The sequence below is a fragment of the Bradyrhizobium brasilense genome, assembly GCF_029714345.1.
GTDB classification, from domain to species: domain Bacteria; phylum Pseudomonadota; class Alphaproteobacteria; order Rhizobiales; family Xanthobacteraceae; genus Bradyrhizobium; species Bradyrhizobium australafricanum.
This window is the reverse complement of the sequence record NZ_CP121669.1, coordinates 7,950,377-7,965,305: the sequence shown is the minus strand read 5'-3', so window position 1 is coordinate 7,965,305 and position 14,929 is coordinate 7,950,377. Positions and strand designations below refer to the sequence as shown.

16 protein-coding genes are annotated in these 14,929 nt (G+C 65.8%); 10 read left to right on the top strand and 6 right to left on the bottom strand.

Translation table 11 applies throughout. The annotated features are described in order from the left end of the window. Positions 1-159 precede the first annotated feature (159 nt). Positions 160-1,386, bottom strand: a complete 1,227-nt coding sequence (locus QA635_RS36790) for a TetR/AcrR family transcriptional regulator (protein WP_283064743.1) — start codon at positions 1,384-1,386, stop codon at positions 160-162. 246 nt (positions 1,387-1,632) lie between these two features. Here QA635_RS36790 and QA635_RS36785 point away from each other — a divergent pair, with 246 nt between their 5' ends. Next, the gene (locus QA635_RS36785) at positions 1,633-2,697 is read left to right on the top strand and encodes a ketopantoate reductase family protein (protein WP_028332920.1); all 1,065 of its coding nucleotides are present in this window, start codon (positions 1,633-1,635) and stop codon (positions 2,695-2,697) included. Between the two features lie 141 nt (positions 2,698-2,838). Continuing rightward, the gene (locus QA635_RS36780; protein ID WP_057017911.1) at positions 2,839-3,033 is read left to right on the top strand and encodes a hypothetical protein; all 195 of its coding nucleotides are present in this window, start codon (positions 2,839-2,841) and stop codon (positions 3,031-3,033) included. 5 nt (positions 3,034-3,038) lie between these two features. Here QA635_RS36780 and rnk read toward each other — a convergent pair whose 3' ends face one another. The 3 genes from rnk to QA635_RS36765 all read right to left on the bottom strand — a co-directional run bounded on the left by rnk (position 3,039) and on the right by QA635_RS36765 (position 4,855). Continuing rightward, the gene (gene rnk, locus QA635_RS36775) at positions 3,039-3,458 is read right to left on the bottom strand and encodes a nucleoside diphosphate kinase regulator (protein ID WP_283064740.1); all 420 of its coding nucleotides are present in this window, start codon (positions 3,456-3,458) and stop codon (positions 3,039-3,041) included. A gap of 303 nt (positions 3,459-3,761) precedes the next feature. Beyond that, the gene (locus QA635_RS36770) at positions 3,762-4,292 is read right to left on the bottom strand and encodes a chromate transporter (protein ID WP_057017908.1); all 531 of its coding nucleotides are present in this window, start codon (positions 4,290-4,292) and stop codon (positions 3,762-3,764) included. After that, on the bottom strand, positions 4,289-4,855 hold the full coding sequence (locus QA635_RS36765; RefSeq protein ID WP_283064739.1) for a chromate transporter: 567 nt from the start codon (positions 4,853-4,855) through the stop codon (positions 4,289-4,291). Before QA635_RS36765 ends, QA635_RS36770 begins: the two co-directional genes overlap by 4 nt. A 114-nt stretch (positions 4,856-4,969) precedes the next feature. Here QA635_RS36765 and QA635_RS36760 point away from each other — a divergent pair, with 114 nt between their 5' ends. Further along, the gene (locus QA635_RS36760; protein ID WP_283064738.1) at positions 4,970-5,887 is read left to right on the top strand and encodes a LysR family transcriptional regulator; all 918 of its coding nucleotides are present in this window, start codon (positions 4,970-4,972) and stop codon (positions 5,885-5,887) included. Between the two features lie 293 nt (positions 5,888-6,180). Then, on the top strand, positions 6,181-6,729 hold the full coding sequence (locus QA635_RS36755; protein ID WP_283064736.1) for a carboxymuconolactone decarboxylase family protein: 549 nt from the start codon (positions 6,181-6,183) through the stop codon (positions 6,727-6,729). A 55-nt stretch (positions 6,730-6,784) separates the two neighbouring features. Here the strand turns inward: QA635_RS36755 and QA635_RS36750 are convergent, their stop codons facing one another. After that, positions 6,785-7,780, bottom strand: coding sequence for a GlxA family transcriptional regulator (locus QA635_RS36750; RefSeq protein WP_283064734.1), 996 nt, complete (start codon positions 7,778-7,780; stop codon positions 6,785-6,787). A 64-nt stretch (positions 7,781-7,844) separates the two neighbouring features. Here QA635_RS36750 and QA635_RS36745 point away from each other — a divergent pair, with 64 nt between their 5' ends. Continuing rightward, a complete protein-coding gene (locus QA635_RS36745) occupies positions 7,845-8,558 on the top strand; it encodes a DJ-1/PfpI family protein (protein ID WP_283064733.1) in 714 nt (237 codons plus the stop codon). Positions 8,559-8,564: 6 nt separating this feature from the next. Here QA635_RS36745 and QA635_RS36740 read toward each other — a convergent pair whose 3' ends face one another. Then, positions 8,565-9,044 (bottom strand): hypothetical protein, encoded by a 480-nt coding sequence (locus tag QA635_RS36740; protein WP_283064732.1) that lies wholly within the window; start codon positions 9,042-9,044, stop codon positions 8,565-8,567. A gap of 230 nt (positions 9,045-9,274) precedes the next feature. Between QA635_RS36740 and QA635_RS36735 the strand changes: the two genes are divergently transcribed. From QA635_RS36735 to QA635_RS36715, 5 genes are all read left to right on the top strand, one after another. Further along, positions 9,275-10,339, top strand: coding sequence for an amidohydrolase family protein (locus tag QA635_RS36735; protein ID WP_283072037.1), 1,065 nt, complete (start codon positions 9,275-9,277; stop codon positions 10,337-10,339). A 73-nt stretch (positions 10,340-10,412) separates the two neighbouring features. Beyond that, positions 10,413-11,525, top strand: a complete 1,113-nt coding sequence (locus QA635_RS36730) for an amidohydrolase family protein (RefSeq protein ID WP_283064731.1) — start codon at positions 10,413-10,415, stop codon at positions 11,523-11,525. A 7-nt stretch (positions 11,526-11,532) separates the two neighbouring features. Continuing rightward, positions 11,533-11,946 (top strand): Rieske (2Fe-2S) protein, encoded by a 414-nt coding sequence (locus tag QA635_RS36725; protein ID WP_283064730.1) that lies wholly within the window; start codon positions 11,533-11,535, stop codon positions 11,944-11,946. Positions 11,947-12,150: 204 nt separating this feature from the next. Next, positions 12,151-12,765 (top strand): glutathione S-transferase family protein, encoded by a 615-nt coding sequence (locus QA635_RS36720; protein ID WP_283064729.1) that lies wholly within the window; start codon positions 12,151-12,153, stop codon positions 12,763-12,765. Between the two features lie 60 nt (positions 12,766-12,825). Then, positions 12,826-14,901: a 2Fe-2S iron-sulfur cluster-binding protein gene (locus QA635_RS36715; protein ID WP_283064728.1), complete on the top strand. Its 2,076-nt coding sequence runs from the start codon at positions 12,826-12,828 to the stop codon at positions 14,899-14,901. Positions 14,902-14,929 lie beyond the last annotated feature (28 nt).

Below are 14,929 nucleotides of genomic sequence, written 5' to 3'. Positions count from 1 at the left end.
CTCCAAACCTCCCCTTGAAAAGGGGAGGTCGCTTCGCTCGTTAGAGCGAAGCGGGTGGGGATCGGCTGTCTCCACTTGGAGCGTCGCCTGCGGCTGACCCCCATCCCGACCTTCCCCCTTTCAGGGGGAAGGGGAAACCACGATCGCCACCGTGGCGCCTTAGCCTGGATGTCGGCGCGGCTTGAGGCCCGCGAGGAATAGCCGCGCGAAATGATCGGCGATCTCGGCTGGAGACCAGTCACGCCTGGTCTTGAACCAGATCGGATACCAGTGGCCCATTCCGGTGAGAATGCGCTCTGCGAAATACGTATCGATGCGGCGGAAACGGCCCTCGTCGACCCAGCGCTGATAGCTGTTCTGGTCTTGTCGGATCGTCGCCAGCACGTCTCCGACATAGGCTTTTCGGTCTGCGTCGTTGAGATAGTTGATGTTGTGGTAGGTCGCCTTTGGGCCGCAGGGCGTGTCGTGCAGCATCAACAGCAGGCGAATTCGCTGAACGATGTGATCGAATGCTCCAAGGCTGTGCTCTTGCAGATGCTCGCGAATGCTGACCTCGCCGGCGAGCCCGCGTCGCAGGCAGGCCAGCAGCAGGCTCTCCTTTTCACTGAAATGATAGTAGATGCCGGCGCGGGTCATGCCCGCATCCAGGGCGATGCTCTCGAGCGACGTGCCCGAGGCGCCCCTTCGGTTGAAACTGTCGGAAGCAATCGACAGCATCCTGTCGAACTTGGCGGCCCGCTTGTTCAACGCTGTGCGAGCCTCGAGAAAAGGGGCGAGGCTGAGCGGCTCGGGCATTTTGGGAAGCGCGATCTCGCGTCGGTAGACGCCATGCGTGATGATGTCGTCGATGGCATCGATCGCCTGTTGCCGCGTGTAGTAGTCGCGTTCGGACAGCCAGAACGGAACCCAGTCCAGGATGGAGATCAGCGCCACCGCCGTAAGAAGCGGCTCGTCGCAGGCGATCGAGCCGTCCGCCACGCCCCGATCGAGGATGTCCGCCAGCAGTGCGGCGTTCTGCCAGCGCTTGGCATGGACCTCGCTGTTGTAGGGCGCGGCCAGCGCATCGATATCGCTGAACAGGATCATGCGCTGGCCTTCGGGCCTCAGCCTGCCGCGCACGAAGCGCCTGATGATCTCGAGCCCGTCGATGCCGGGCTCGGCGGCCGCCTCGATTTCGTGGCGATAGATCGCAAGGCCGCGCAGATAGCAGTGGAAGATGAGATCTTCCTTGTCGCGGAAATAGTGGTACAGCGCGCCCGGCACGGCCTGCACCGATGCTGCGACCTGCTCCATCGTCACGTTGGCATAGGAGTGGCGGGCAAACAGCCGGGAAGCTGAGACGAGGATTTCTTCAGCCCGATCCGTCGGGTCGGCGGCGACTTGCAAACTCGAATGCCCTTCTTGACCGCGGAACGAAAGTCCGCACGCGAGATAATCCCCTTGGCAGCCGCTTGTCGATCTGCGATAGACGGTGGCATACCATACACCAGCTGGTCTTGATTGTCTGGTGATTTGGCGACCGTCGGCCCGTGGATGCGGGACGGCCAATATCGACCGGGCATCGGTTCGGCAGCAACTTCGGACAGGATTTTGGAGAGCAAGCCTTTCGTGAGGGGGGCCATTGGAGAGAGCATGGCGCGCAACATTCTGATTTTGGGAGCTTCCTACGGCTCCCTGCTGGGGACCAAGCTGCTGATGGCGGGTCACAACGTGTCCCTGGTGTGCCGGAAGAACACCGCCGACCTGATCAACCGCGAAGGCACCGAGGTGCGGATCAAGCTGCGCGACGAGAAGGAGCACCGCTCGATCTTCTCGCGCGATCTGCCGGGCAAGCTCGACGCCGTCACGCCCGCTGATGTCGACGTCTCGCGCTACGACATGGTCGGCCTTGCGATGCAGGAGCCGCAATACACCAACCACACGGTTCGCGTGCTGATGATCAAGATCGCGGCGGCGAAGCTGCCCTGCCTGTCGATCATGAACATGCCGCCGTTGCCGTATCTGAAGCGGATCCCCGCACTCGCCGGCATGGACCTCGAGGAAGCTTACACCAACGCGCAGGTGTGGGAGCGCTTCGAGCCGGGCCTCGTCACGCTGTGCTCGCCCGATCCGCAGGCCTTCCGTCCGCCGGAGGAGAAGGCCAACGTGCTGCATGTCGGCCTGCCGACCAACTTCAAGGCCTCCGCCTTCGCCGACGACAAGCACAACAAGGTGCTGCGCGAGCTCGAAGCCGACATCGACGCGGTGACGCTCGACGGCCAGGACGTTCCGGTGAAGCTGAAGGTGTTCGATTCGCTGTTCGTGCCGCTGGCGAAGTGGTCGATGCTGCTGACCGGCAACTATCGCTGCATCACGCCGACGGAGCCGCAATCGATCCGCGACGCCGTGCACGGCGACCTGACGCGCTCGCAGGCGATCTATGACCACGTCGACGGCATCGCTCGCAAGCTCGGCGCCGACCCCGCGGACCAGGTGCCGTTCGCGAAATACGCCAAGGCCGCGGAAAGCCTGCTCAAGCCGTCATCGGCGGCCCGCGCGGTCGCCGCCGGCGCGCCCTTCATTGAACGCGTCGACCTGCTGGTGAAGCTGATCTCGCACCAGCTCGGCACGCCGAGCGCCGAGATCGACCGCACGGTCGAAACCGTCGATCAGAAGCTGAACGAGAAGATCGTGCAGGGCGGCTCCGGCGCGGAGTAACCGAATGCGTTGATGGCGGGGGCAGGAACGCCCTCGCCATGCATCGGCGATCTGCAATGCACGCAATCGCGGTTGCCGGACGCATGGCTCGACCTGTCCAGATGGAGTAGACTCGCGCAGCTGCGGTTGGGAGCAACGGACATGCCGAGCAAATCGCTTCCTCTCCTTGCAATCTACGGCGACCTCGATCGCGCACGCGACATCATGCGCGCCTGGCAGCCGCTCGACCATCTCTCCGCCGAAGATGCCGAGATCGTCGTGAAGGCGATCGCCGAGGGCATCGCGCGCGGGCGCCGGCACGGGATCGAGATGGGACAGTGTCATCAGGCGGCGTAAAGCCGCTAGCCCTCATGTGTCACGGCAAGGATCGTCACCGAACGCGTCTGCTGGCTGGGCGTCTGAAAATCGATCGTCTGGCCGACCGACAATCCGATCAGCGCGGCACCGACCGGCGTCAGCACCGAGATGCGCCGCAGCGCGATGTCGGCTTCGTGCGGATAGACGAGCACGACCTCCCTGACGTCGCCGGTCTCGTCGTCGCGGTAGCGCACAAGCGAGCCCATGCGGACCACGTCATGCAGATCGGCATCGTCGGCGACCAGCTGGGCGCGGTCCGTCTCGCGTGCGAGGAACTGGGCGACGCGGGGAAACACCGCCATGCTGGAATCGGCCAGCGCGCTGAGGCGATGCGCCTCGCTCGCGGTGATCACGATCGGCGGCAATGCCGGGGCGGTAAAGCTGTTTTGAATGGTTCGGGTCATGTCGGTTGATCTTTGCGGTTGATCGGAGGCGCACGAGCGCCGGCGCGCGGATATCTCGCGACGCGACGGACTGAAATGATCTCGATGACGTCGAGGAATCCGGACGGCGCGCTATCGCCGGCCGGCTAATTGCCTGCGTGCAGACGTCCGGCGCGCAATTCGCGGCGCGCAATGCGGGTGTCGATGCGGAGCGTGTCGATCATGGCATTATCAACATAGCCGCTGGCGACGTCGCATCCATTGCGGCGAAAGCGCGCACATCGCCGCGTGGAACGATGCGCCATCGCCGCAACAGGCCGAGTGTCAGGGCTGTCCGATGCCGGACAGGCCGAGCACCGCGCCGGCGGCGAGCGCGACAAGCGGATGGATGCGCGTCGTGGTGGTCGCGATCGCGACGCCGGCCGCGATCAGGATGGTGCCCCAGCTCGAGGCCGATGCGTGGGTGATGACGATGGCGCTGGCCGTGACGAGCCCGGCGGTGACCGGAACCAGCCCCGCCTGCACGGTGCGGCGCCAGGGCCGGTCCTTGAAGCGTTCCCAGAGCCGCAGCGCGAAGCCTGTCACCAGCGACGACGGCCCGAACTTGGCGAGCGATGTCACCAGCACGCCGGAGAAGCCCGCGACATGCCAGCCGACCAGCGGCACCACCATCATGTTCGGCCCGGGTGCCGCCTGCGCCAGCGCGAACAGCGCGCCGAATTCCTGCGCCGTCATCCAGTGATGGACGTCGACCACCTGACGCTGCATCTCCGGCAGGATGGTGTTGCCGCCGCCGAAGGCGAGCAGCGAGAGTTCGGCGAAGATCAGCGCGAGCGTGACGAGGGTTGCGCTCATGATGCCTGCCTCGACCTGAGGACAATGCTGAGCGGCGCCAGCGTCAACAGGGTCGGCAGCAGCGGCAATCTGAACACGGCGATCGCCAGCACGCAGAGCGCGCCGATGAAGAGGCCGAGCACATCGCGCCGCAGCGGCCAGGCGATCTTGATCGCCGTGGAAATCAGGAGCCCGGCCGCCGCGGCGGCGAGACCGCCGAACAGATGACGGACGACCGGGTCGTCGGCGAAGCGGCCATAGATCACACCAAGGCCGATCACGACCGCGGTCGGCACCGCGATCAGGCCGAGGATCGCCGCGAACGCGCCGGGAATGCCGCGAAACTTCAGCCCGACCGCGACCGACATGTTGATGATGTTGCCGCCGGGCAGGAACTGGCACAGCCCGAGCAGGCCGGTGAACTCCGCGCCGGTGAGCCAGCCGCGCTTCTCCACCATCATGTGGCGCGCCAGCGGCAGCACGCCGCCGAAGCCGGTCAATCCGAGGATGAAGAAGCCCGTGAACAACGCGCCGACGTCAGGTGCGACATGCTTAGTGGTTTGCGTGGCGGGGATGGCGTCCATCGGCGGGGCGGCTCCGGTTCGATTTGTTGTTGAGCCGACTCTAGTTGGCCGCGTGCCAAATATCCAATATATGGATATGCGAATTTGCATATCTATTGCATATGGATTGCCCTGATGATCGAACTGCGCCATCTCCGCTATGCCGTCGCGGTCGCCGAGGAAGGCCATATCACTCGCGCCGCCGCGCGGCTCGGCATTCAGCAGCCGCCGCTGAGCCAGCAGATCCGCGCCCTGGAAGCCGCGATCGGCGCGCCGCTGTTTCGCCGGCAGCCGCGCGGGGTCGAGCTGACCGCGGCCGGCCGTGCCTTCGTCGGCAAGGCGCGCGCGATCCTGCGCGACGCCGACCTCGCGGTGGAGGCCGCGCGCCGCGCGAGCCGCGGCCAGGAGGGCCAGCTTGCAATCGGCTTCACCTCTTCGGCCGCCTTCCATCCTTTCGTCACCGGCGTGATGCGCGAAATGCGCGAGCGCGCCCCGGCGATCACGCTGTCGCTCGAGGAGGCCTCGACCGGCGAGCTGATCGCAGCCGTCGAGGCCGATCGGCTCGATGCCGCATTCGTGCGTGCGCCAGGCGAGCGGCTGGAGAACCTCACGATCACGCATCTGCTCGACGAGGAGATGGTGGTCGCATTGCCGGACCATCATCCGCGCGCCCGCAAGGACACCCGCCGGCGGACTTCGCTGGCCTCGCTCGCCGACGAGCCGCTGATCCTCTACCGCCGTCCGACCGGGCCCGGCCTCTATGACAGCATCATCGCCGCCTGCCGCGCCGCGGGTTTCAGCCCGAAGGTGGCGCAGGAGGCGACGCGGATGGTGTCGACGCTCAGCCTCGTCGCGGCGGGGCTCGGCATTTCGATCGTGCCGGAATCGATGGCGCGGCTCGAGACCGCCGGCGTCTCCTATCTCCGCCTCGACCGCGCCACCGGCCTCGTCGCGCCTCTCGCGCTGGCGCGCAAGAAGGGCCCCGCCGCCGGCACGCTCGGCCGCCTGCTCGGGATCGTGACGCGGCGGGTGAAGGACCGCGCCGGGGTCTAAGCGGGACTTGCAACCGTCATTGCGAGGAGCGACAGCGACGAAGCAATCCATCTATCCGTTGCGCGGAAACATGGATTGCTTCGCTTCGCTCGCAATGACAGTGGACGGAGCTGAGGCTCAGCGAGCCCCGCACCGCCGCCTGGATGGCGCGGAACGTGGGGAGTTTGGCGAACGCGCGCGTCAGGGCGGGTCTAGATAGCTTCCATCGAATCCGGTTGCCCGCGCGCGGATCGCAACAGCTCAGCTGCGTCCGGAGGCCTCGGGTTCAATCAACACCGCGAAAGGCATTTCCAATGGCGCGTTTTCCTGTCCATACGCTCGAGTCTGCCCCCGAAGCCTCGAGGCCTACTTTGCGCGAGGTCGAGGCGCGGTTCGGCATGATCCCGAACCTTGCGGCGGCGATGGCGACGTCGCCCGTGCTGATCCAGAGCTTCATCGGCATCTTCGACAAGGTTCACGGCTGCAGCTTCACCGAGCAGCAGATCCAGACCGTGCTGCTCACCGACGCGGTGACCAATGGCTGCGCCTGGGCGGTCGCGCTGCATTCCGCGCTCGGCTTGCAGGCTGGCCTCGATTCGGCCGATGTCGACGCGATGCGCGCCGGCCGCTCGCCTGCCGACAAGACGCTCGGCGCGCTCTCGACGCTGGCGCGGTCGCTGATCGAAAAGCGCGGACGGCTCGACGACGAGGAGATCGAACGATTCCTGGCGGCCGGGTTCTACAAGGACCTCGTGCTTGAGGTGATCACCATCGTAGCGGCGTCGACCATCACCAACTACACCGGCAGCGTCACCAATCCGCCGCTGGAGGCAGCGTTGCAGGAATATGCTTGGAACGGCTGAGGCAATCGCGCTTCAGCGTCTTTCACTGCGTGCCGACCGCAAATAGCTTCACGTCCTAGACCGCAAACCTGGCGCGATAGTCCTGCGGCGTGGTCGACAGCAGGCGCAGGAAGCTGCGGCGCATCGTCTCCTCCGATCCGAAGCCGCAGCGCTGCGAGATGCGCTTGATCGGCAGGCGCGTTTCCGAGAGCAGATGCCGCGCGCCCTCGACCCGGAGCCGCTCGATTGCGCGTGCCGGCGTCAAGCCGGTCGCTTCAGCGTAATGGCGGCTGAAGCTGCGCTCGCTCATGCCGGCCTGTTTCGCCAGCGTCGACAGCGAGAGATCGCCGGCGAGATGGTTGCTGATCCAGTCGTGCAGCGCGCTGAACCTGTCGTCGGTGGCTTGCAGCGACAGGATTTCGCTAAATTGCGCCTGTCCGCCCGGCCGTTTGAAAAACACGACGAGATAGCGGGCGACGGCAAGCGCCGCCGTGCGGCCGAGATCCTCCTCCACCAGCGCCAGCGCCAGATCGATGCCGGAGGTGACGCCGGCCGACGTCCAGAACGAACCGTCGCGCACGAAGATCGGATCTGGCTCGACGCGGACATCGGGAAAGCGCTCGGCGAGCTCTGCGCAAAATCCCCAATGGGTCGCGGCACGCCGGCCATTGAGCACGCCCGATTCGGCGAGCAGGAACGCGCCGGTGCAGACCGATGCGGTGCGGCGCGCCTGCCCGGCGCGCTCGCGTACCCAGTCCACCAGGACGGCATCGGCCGCCGCGGCGTTGACGCCGTCGCCGCCCGGAATCACCAGCGTATCGACCGCGGTGTCGGTGGCGGGCAGCGGATGCACCGCGAGCCCGACACCGGCGGACGACTCGACATGTGAGCCATCCTTTGCAACGACGTGGACTTCATATGGCTCGGCGTTGCCAGCCTTGGCCGCCAGCGCATTGGCGGACGCGAACACCTGCAATGGTCCGGTGACGTCGAGCAACTGCACGGCCGGATAGGCCAGCACTTCGATCGAGCGGCGGCGGTTTGGCGAAAAACGTGGGCTGGTTGGCGTCATCGCCGAAACCTGCCGCGCTAGATTCGCTTTGTCCATAGCGCAAGGAAAGTTCGAGGGAAGTTCGATGATTGCTCACGATGTTCATCTCCGGATCGGTTCGCTGCTGTTCGAAGGCGTCGATCAAATCGATTTGACCGGGCCGTTCGAGGTGCTGTCGCGGATTCCGAATTCGACCTATCGCATCTACGGCAAGACCGCCGAGCCCGTCCGCGACATCAAGGGATTGCGGCTGACACCGGATGCGACGCTGGCCGATGCGCCGCCGCTCGACGTGCTGCATGTGCCGGGCGGCTTTGGTCAGCAAGCCCTGATGGAGGACGCGGAGGTGCTCGGCTGGATCAACCGGCAGGCGGCGGGGGCATGCCGCATCTTCTCGGTCTGCACCGGCGCGCTGATCTGCGGAGCGGCCGGCCTGCTGAAGGGGCGCAGGGCGACGACGCATTGGGCGTCGTTTCATCTGCTGCCGTTGTTCGGCGCTACGCCCGTGAACCAGCGCGTGGTGGTGGACGGAAGCTTTGTCTTTGCCGCCGGAGTCACGGCAGGCATCGATGGCGCATTGCGGCTCGCGGCTGAATTGCGCGGCGACGATGCCGCGCGCGCGATCCAGCTCTATATGGTGTATGCGCCGGAGCCGCCGTTCGACTGCGGCACGCCGGAGACCGCGCCACCCGAAATCCTGCAGCAGTCGCGCCAGGCCGTGCGCGCGATCACGGAGCAGCGGGAAGAGACTGCGCGCCGTGTCGCGGCGAGGCTGGGCGTCGCCGTGCAGGGAGATTGAGTGGGGCTAATTTCCCGGCTCGAAGCTGCAGTCGGCGCCGCCGCCGGCCTTGTCGTTGATCACCTTCGGATCGAGCGTGCAGGACAGTTTCGACAACGCCTCGTAGATCGTGCCAGCGGCGCCGTCGGGCGGCACGCCGGCGAGCGCTTCGGTGGCGAAGATCGCGTTGGCCTCGCGTCCCTTCACGGTATGCGTCTTGCCGCCGAAGGTCAGCGCGCAGGAGCGCGAGGTGATGTCGACATTGCTGGCGCGGCAGACCACCTTGTCGGCGGTGACCACGATCTTCCTGGTATAGGAGACATTGCTGTCACCATTGAAGAACGCGGCGACCGCCTTCTTCTCTTTGGCCGGCAACGGCGAATAGGGCGCCACCACGCCGGCGAGCGCCAGCGCGACCGAGCCCGAGGTGGTCGCAGGCGCAGCCCATGCGGCCGACGCGGCCAGTGACAATGAACATGCGAGGATCGTCAATCGGCCCAGTCTCATTCCCGTCTCCCGGCGCTTTCCGCGGCGCGGAATCGCTAGCACGTCTTGCGGACTGAACAGATGACGCCATTCACACGCGATCCCGCAACTTCGCGTGAGGCGCGGATGCGCACAGGGCAGGGCGGCCCCGCGTGGACCCGCTTGCGCGATCGCGCCATCGGCGTCACAGTCCGATCCGTGGCAGCGATGCCGCCAACAACGACGACAAGAAGATCAATCCGGGGAACGCCATGGCGGCCACGCGCATCGACTGCGACATCCATCCCGCGGTGGGGGGAACGCGCACCACGCTGCTGCCCTATCTGAGCGATCACTGGAAGGAACAGGTGGTCAGCCGCGCCATCGACGGGCTCGACCTCAATTCCTATCCGCCGTCGATGCCGCTATCCGGCCGCGCCGACTGGCGGCCGGCCGACGGCAGCAAGCCCGGCAGCGATCTTGCCATGGTGCAGCGCGGCGCGTTCGACCAGCTCGGCGCCAGCCACGCCATCTGCAACGTCGTCTATGGCGCGCAGGCGGTGTTCGATTCCTACATGGCCGCTGACTTCTGCAGGGCGATCAACGACTGGATCGCGGCCGAGTGGCTTGCCAGGGACACGCGGCTGCGCGCCTCGATCGTGGTGCCGATCCAGGCGCCCGACCTTGCGGTCGAGGAGATCGAGCGCAGGGTTGGCGACAATCGTTTCGTTTCGGTGCTGGTGCCCTCGCAAGGCGAGACGCTGCTCGGCCGGCGGCATTACTGGCCGATCTATCAGGCCGCCGAGAAATACAAGCTGCCGATCGCGATCCACGCCGGCAGTGCCTACCGCGGCGCGCCGAGCTCGATCGGCTGGCCGTCCTACCGCTACGAATATTATCTCGCCGAGGCGCAGGCGTTCCAGGCGCAGGCGTTGAGCCTGATCTATGAGGGCGTGTTCGGGAAGTATCCCGGATTGACCGTCGTGCTGATGGAGTCGGGCGTCAGCTGGCTGCCGGCGTTCATGTGGCGCGCCAACAAGACCTGGCGCGGCGTGCGCGTCGAGGTGCCGTGGGTGGAGCGCGAGCCCGCCGCGATCATCCGCGACCATTTCCGCGTCACCATGCAGCCGTTCGACGCGCCGCTGGATCCTACAAGCGTTGCCGACATCATCGATCAGATCGGCTCCGACAAGATGTTCCTGTTCGCATCCGACTATCCGCACTGGCAGTTCGACGGCGACGATCCGATCCCGCGATATCTGCCCGACAGCATCGTCAAGCGGATGTGCGAGGACAATCCGATTGAAACGTTCCCGCGTTTGAAGCTGAATTCGTAATTCGCGCGCATGATCCGGAAAAGTGGAAACCGGTTTTCCGACAAGATCATGCGCAAACAAGAAGGAGGATCGCATGAGTGACGTCATCGACCGCCCGATGCTCGACCAGGAGAAGACCGCGGCGACGCGGTTGAAGATCATCGACTGCGACATCCATCCGAGCATTCACGCGCACAGCGACCTCAACGAGTTCCTGCCGAAACGCTGGCAGCAGCATCTCAAGGAATACGGCAGCCATTTGCGCACGCCCTATATCGGCACCACGCCGTATCCGCGTTCCTCGCCGCTGATCGCGCGGCGCGATGCCTGGCCGCCGACCGGCGGCGTGCCCGGCTCCGATCTCGATTTCATGCGCAAGCAGCATCTCGATCCCTTCGACGTCGAGTTCGGCATCCTGCAGGTGCTCGATCTCTTCATCTTCTCGCAGCAGAATCTGGAATTCGGCGCCGCGATCCAGCGCGCCATCAACGACTGGCAGCTGGCCTTCTGGGCGCATCGCGATCCGCGCCTGAAGGCCTCGATCCTGGTCGGGCAGGACGGCTCCGACCTCGGCCTCGCCGAGATCGAGCGCTGCGCCAAATCAGGTGAATACATCCAGATCAACGTCTCGCCGCGCGCCAACGAGCCGCTCGGCCGCCGCCGCTACTGGCCGATCTATGAACGCGCGCAAGAGCTCGATCTGCCGCTCGGCATCCATGTCGGCGGCTATGGCGGGCATGCGCCGACCGGCGGCGGCTGGCCCTCCTATTATTGCGAGGAGCATCAGTCGAACGCGCACACGGTGGCCTCGAATCTCACCAGCCTGGTGCTGGAAGGTGTTCCCGAGCGCTTCCCGAAACTGAAGATCGTGTTCATCGAGGGCGGCTTCGGCTGGATCCCAGCGACGATGTGGCGGATGGATCAGCACTTCGAACGCTTCCGCAGCGAGGTGCCGCATCTGAAGCGCAGGCCGAGCGAATATGTGAAAGAGCATTTCTGGTTCACGACCCAGCCGATCGACGAACCGGATGAAGCCAGGCACCTGCGGCAGCTGATCGAATGGGTCGGCATCGACCGGCTGTTGTTCTCGTCGGACTATCCGCATTGGGACTATGACGACGCGCGCTACGCCTTCAAGACGCCGCTGACGGACGCCGAGCGTCGCAAGATCTTCAATGCCAACGCCCGCGCGGTTTATAGATTCTAGGACACAGATGACCCGTCACATCGTCGCGCGCACCAGTGAGATTCCGGCCGGCGGCAACAAGGTGTTCGGCATCGAGGGCCGCGACATCGTCGTGTTCCACGTCAATGGCGAGTTCTTCGCGCTGCTCAATCGCTGTCCGCATGAAGGCGCGCCGCTGGAGAAGGCGGCCTGCGTCGCGCGCCTGACCTCGCCGGAGCCCGGCATCTATCAGCGCGACCGCGTCGGCGAGATGCTGCGCTGTCCGTGGCACGGCTGGGAATTCGACATGCGCAACGGGCAGTCCTGGTTCGATCCCAAGCGGTTCAGGATCCGCTCCTATCCGGTCGCGGTCGAGAGCGGCACCGAGTTGCAGAAGGGGCCGTATGTTGCCGAGACGTTCCCGGTGCACGTCGAGGACAATTACGTGATCGTTGAGGTCTAGTCGGCGCGTTGGCGCAGTTCGAGCGACCGTGCGCGCCGCCGCGGACCTCGTCATGCCCGGGACAAGCCGGCCATGGTACAGACAAGGTAATTGCATTTTTTGCAATAATGAAGTGCCGTCAACGGCAATTATAATAACCGCTGCAATGGGCCACCTTGAGTTGGCGGTCGGGAATGAACCCGTCCACCACGTCAGGAACGGCACATGAAGCTCTACCACTTCGCTCTCTCCGGCCACGCGCATCGCGCGCGCCTGTTTTTGTCCCTGCTGGGAATTCCGCACGAACTGGTCGACGTCGACCTCAAGTCCGCCGCGCAGAAGCGGCCGGAATATCTCGCGCTCAACCCGTTCGGCCAGGTGCCGGTGCTCGACGATGACGGGGTCATCATCCCCGACTCCAACGCGATCCTGGTCTATCTCGCGACCAAGCTCGGCCGCACCGACTGGCTGCCGCAGGATGCAAAGGGCGCTGCCGCGGTCCAGCGCTGGCTGTCGGTTGCTGCCGGCGATCTCGCGTTTGGTCCCGCTGCGGCACGCCTCATCACCGTGTTCGGCGCAAAGCACAATCCGGACGACGTAATCGCGCGGGCGCATGTTCTGCTGAAGCGGCTCGAAGCCCATCTCGCCGGTCGCGACTGGCTGGTCGGTGAGGCGCCGACAATCGCTGATGTCGCGCTCTACAGCTATCTGTCCAGCGCACCCGAAGGCAATGTCGATCTCTCCGCCTATGCGCGCGTCATCGCGTGGCTGCGCCGGATCGAGGCGCTGCCGGGTTTCGTGGCCTTCGCCAAGACCCCCGTCGGTCTGGCGGCTGCGTGACCTGCTGACCGGGCGTGCCGTCGGGCGCGCCCGTCCAACCCCGAAGGGGAGGGCGATACGATGAGCGACAGACGAACCAAGAGCAAGCTCGCGACCTGGCATGCCGGCGAAACGGCGATCCAGCAGCAGGTCGGCGTCGCCGAGAAGATGGAGGCTGTCGGCCAGCGCGCCGTGCGCGACTTCATGCCCGACCAGCACCGCGATTTCTTCGCGCAGATTCCCTTCATCGTCGTCGGCAGCGTCGACCGAACCGGTGACGCCTGGGCCTCGTTGCTGGCCGGCAAGCCCGGCTTCATCGCCTCGCCGACGCCGCGCAGCCTCGAGATCGATGCGCGGCCCGACCGCAGCGATCCCGTCCGCGAAGGGATGCGCGAGGGCGATGCGATCGGACTGTTGGGGATCGAGTTGCACACGCGCCGCCGCAACCGTGCCAACGGGCTGCTGCGTGCATCGTCGGGCAAGGCACTCAGCTTCGAGCTCGATCAGAGCTTTGGCAATTGCGCGCAGTACATCCAGCTTCGCGATTTTGCCTTCGTGCGCGAGCCGAATGAGCCTTTTGCGGGAGAGATCGAGGCGAGCACGACGCTCGATCAGGCCGCGCGCGATACGATCAAGGCGGCCGACACGTTCTTCGTGGCGTCCTATGCCGAGCGTGAGGACCGTCGTCAGGTCGACGTCTCGCATCGCGGCGGCAGGGCGGGCTTCGTCCGCGTCGCCGACGACGGCACGCTGACGATCCCCGATTTCTCCGGCAATCTGTTCTTCAACACGCTCGGCAACATCCTCGTCAACGGCAAGGCCGGGCTGGTGTTCGTCGATTTCGAGACCGGCGACCTGCTGCAGCTGAGCGGCGATGCCGAGGTGATGCTGGACTCGCCGGAGATCGCGGCGTTTCAGGGCGCCGAGCGGCTCTGGAGTTTCCGCGCCCGCCGCGTGGTGCGCCGGCGCGGCGCGCTGCCGCTGCGCTGGGCGTTCCGGGCCGAAGGCTGGTCGCCGAATTCGCTGATGACCGGCGACTGGGGGCAGACCGCCGAGCGGATCCGCGCGGCCGAGCGCGCGACGCAGTGGCGGCCGTTCAAGGTCACTGGGATCGTCGACGAGAGCCGATCGATCCGCTCGTTTCATTTGCAGCCGGACGACGGCGCAGGGCTGCTTCCGCACCGGGCGGGACAGCATTTGCCGATCCGTCTCTCGTTGCCTGGTATCGACAAGCCGGTCATCCGCACCTACACGCTGTCGGTCGCGCCGTCGGACGGCATGTACCGGATCAGCGTGAAGCGCGACGGTGTCGTATCGCAATATCTCCACGACACCATCCATGTCGGCGACATCATCGAAGCGCGCGCTCCGGCTGGCGGCTTCACGATCGATGCGCGCGAGAAGCGGCCCGCGGTGCTGCTCGCCGGCGGTGTCGGCATCACGCCGCTGCTCGCGATGCTGCGCCACGTGGTCTATGAGGGGCTGCGCACCCGCGGCATCCGGCCGACGACCCTGATCCAGGCCGCGCATGCGAAACAGGACCGCGCGTTCGGCAATGAATTGCAGCAGCTGGTGGATGCCGCCGGCGGCGCGGTGCGGATCGTCCGCGTCCTCGGCGATGTCGACGGCGCCGAGCAGGGCACAGACTACGACGCGGCGGGACGGATCGACATGGCGCTGTTGTCGCGCGTCCTGCCGTTCAACGACTATGACTTCTATCTGTGCGGACCGCCGCAGTTCACCCAATCGCTCTATGACGCCCTGCGCGGCTACAACATTGCCGACGGCAGGATTCACGCCGAAGCATTCGGTCCTTCATCGCTGGTTCGGAAGCCCGACCTCGTCACCGCAGCGCCGCCGCGGCGACCGCCGGCGACAACGCCGGTCCCGGTCGCCTTTACCACTTCGTTGAAGGAGGCGCGCTGGACGCCGGAGGCGGGGACGCTGCTCGAACTGGCGGAAGCACGTGGCCTTAGCCCCGCCTTCAGCTGCCGGGAGGGCAATTGCGGAACCTGCCGAACGCGATTGCTGGCAGGCGCCGTGACCTATGTGAAGCAGCCCGCCGCCGAGGTGCCCGATGACGAGGTGCTGATCTGCTGCGCCGTGCCGGCGAAGCCGGAGGCCGACGGCGAGGACCGGATCCAGCTCGCGCTGTGACCGAACCGGGCGCATAGCGCTTTCGCGG

Coding starts and splice junctions, on each gene's coding strand:
- QA635_RS36785 (WP_028332920.1), top strand. CDS start 1,633: ATGGCGCGCAACATTCTGATTTTGGGAGCTTCCTACGGCTCCCTGCTG.
- QA635_RS36780 (WP_057017911.1), top strand. CDS start 2,839: ATGCCGAGCAAATCGCTTCCTCTCCTTGCAATCTACGGCGACCTCGAT.
- rnk (WP_283064740.1), bottom strand. CDS start 3,458: ATGACCCGAACCATTCAAAACAGCTTTACCGCCCCGGCATTGCCGCCG.
- QA635_RS36770 (WP_057017908.1), bottom strand. CDS start 4,292: ATGAGCGCAACCCTCGTCACGCTCGCGCTGATCTTCGCCGAACTCTCG.
- QA635_RS36765 (WP_283064739.1), bottom strand. CDS start 4,855: ATGGACGCCATCCCCGCCACGCAAACCACTAAGCATGTCGCACCTGAC.
- QA635_RS36760 (WP_283064738.1), top strand. CDS start 4,970: ATGATCGAACTGCGCCATCTCCGCTATGCCGTCGCGGTCGCCGAGGAA.
- QA635_RS36755 (WP_283064736.1), top strand. CDS start 6,181: ATGGCGCGTTTTCCTGTCCATACGCTCGAGTCTGCCCCCGAAGCCTCG.
- QA635_RS36750 (WP_283064734.1), bottom strand. CDS start 7,780: ATGACGCCAACCAGCCCACGTTTTTCGCCAAACCGCCGCCGCTCGATC.
- QA635_RS36745 (WP_283064733.1), top strand. CDS start 7,845: ATGATTGCTCACGATGTTCATCTCCGGATCGGTTCGCTGCTGTTCGAA.
- QA635_RS36740 (WP_283064732.1), bottom strand. CDS start 9,044: ATGAGACTGGGCCGATTGACGATCCTCGCATGTTCATTGTCACTGGCC.
- QA635_RS36735 (WP_283072037.1), top strand. CDS start 9,275: ATGGCGGCCACGCGCATCGACTGCGACATCCATCCCGCGGTGGGGGGA.
- QA635_RS36730 (WP_283064731.1), top strand. CDS start 10,413: ATGAGTGACGTCATCGACCGCCCGATGCTCGACCAGGAGAAGACCGCG.
- QA635_RS36725 (WP_283064730.1), top strand. CDS start 11,533: ATGACCCGTCACATCGTCGCGCGCACCAGTGAGATTCCGGCCGGCGGC.
- QA635_RS36720 (WP_283064729.1), top strand. CDS start 12,151: ATGAAGCTCTACCACTTCGCTCTCTCCGGCCACGCGCATCGCGCGCGC.
- QA635_RS36715 (WP_283064728.1), top strand. CDS start 12,826: ATGAGCGACAGACGAACCAAGAGCAAGCTCGCGACCTGGCATGCCGGC.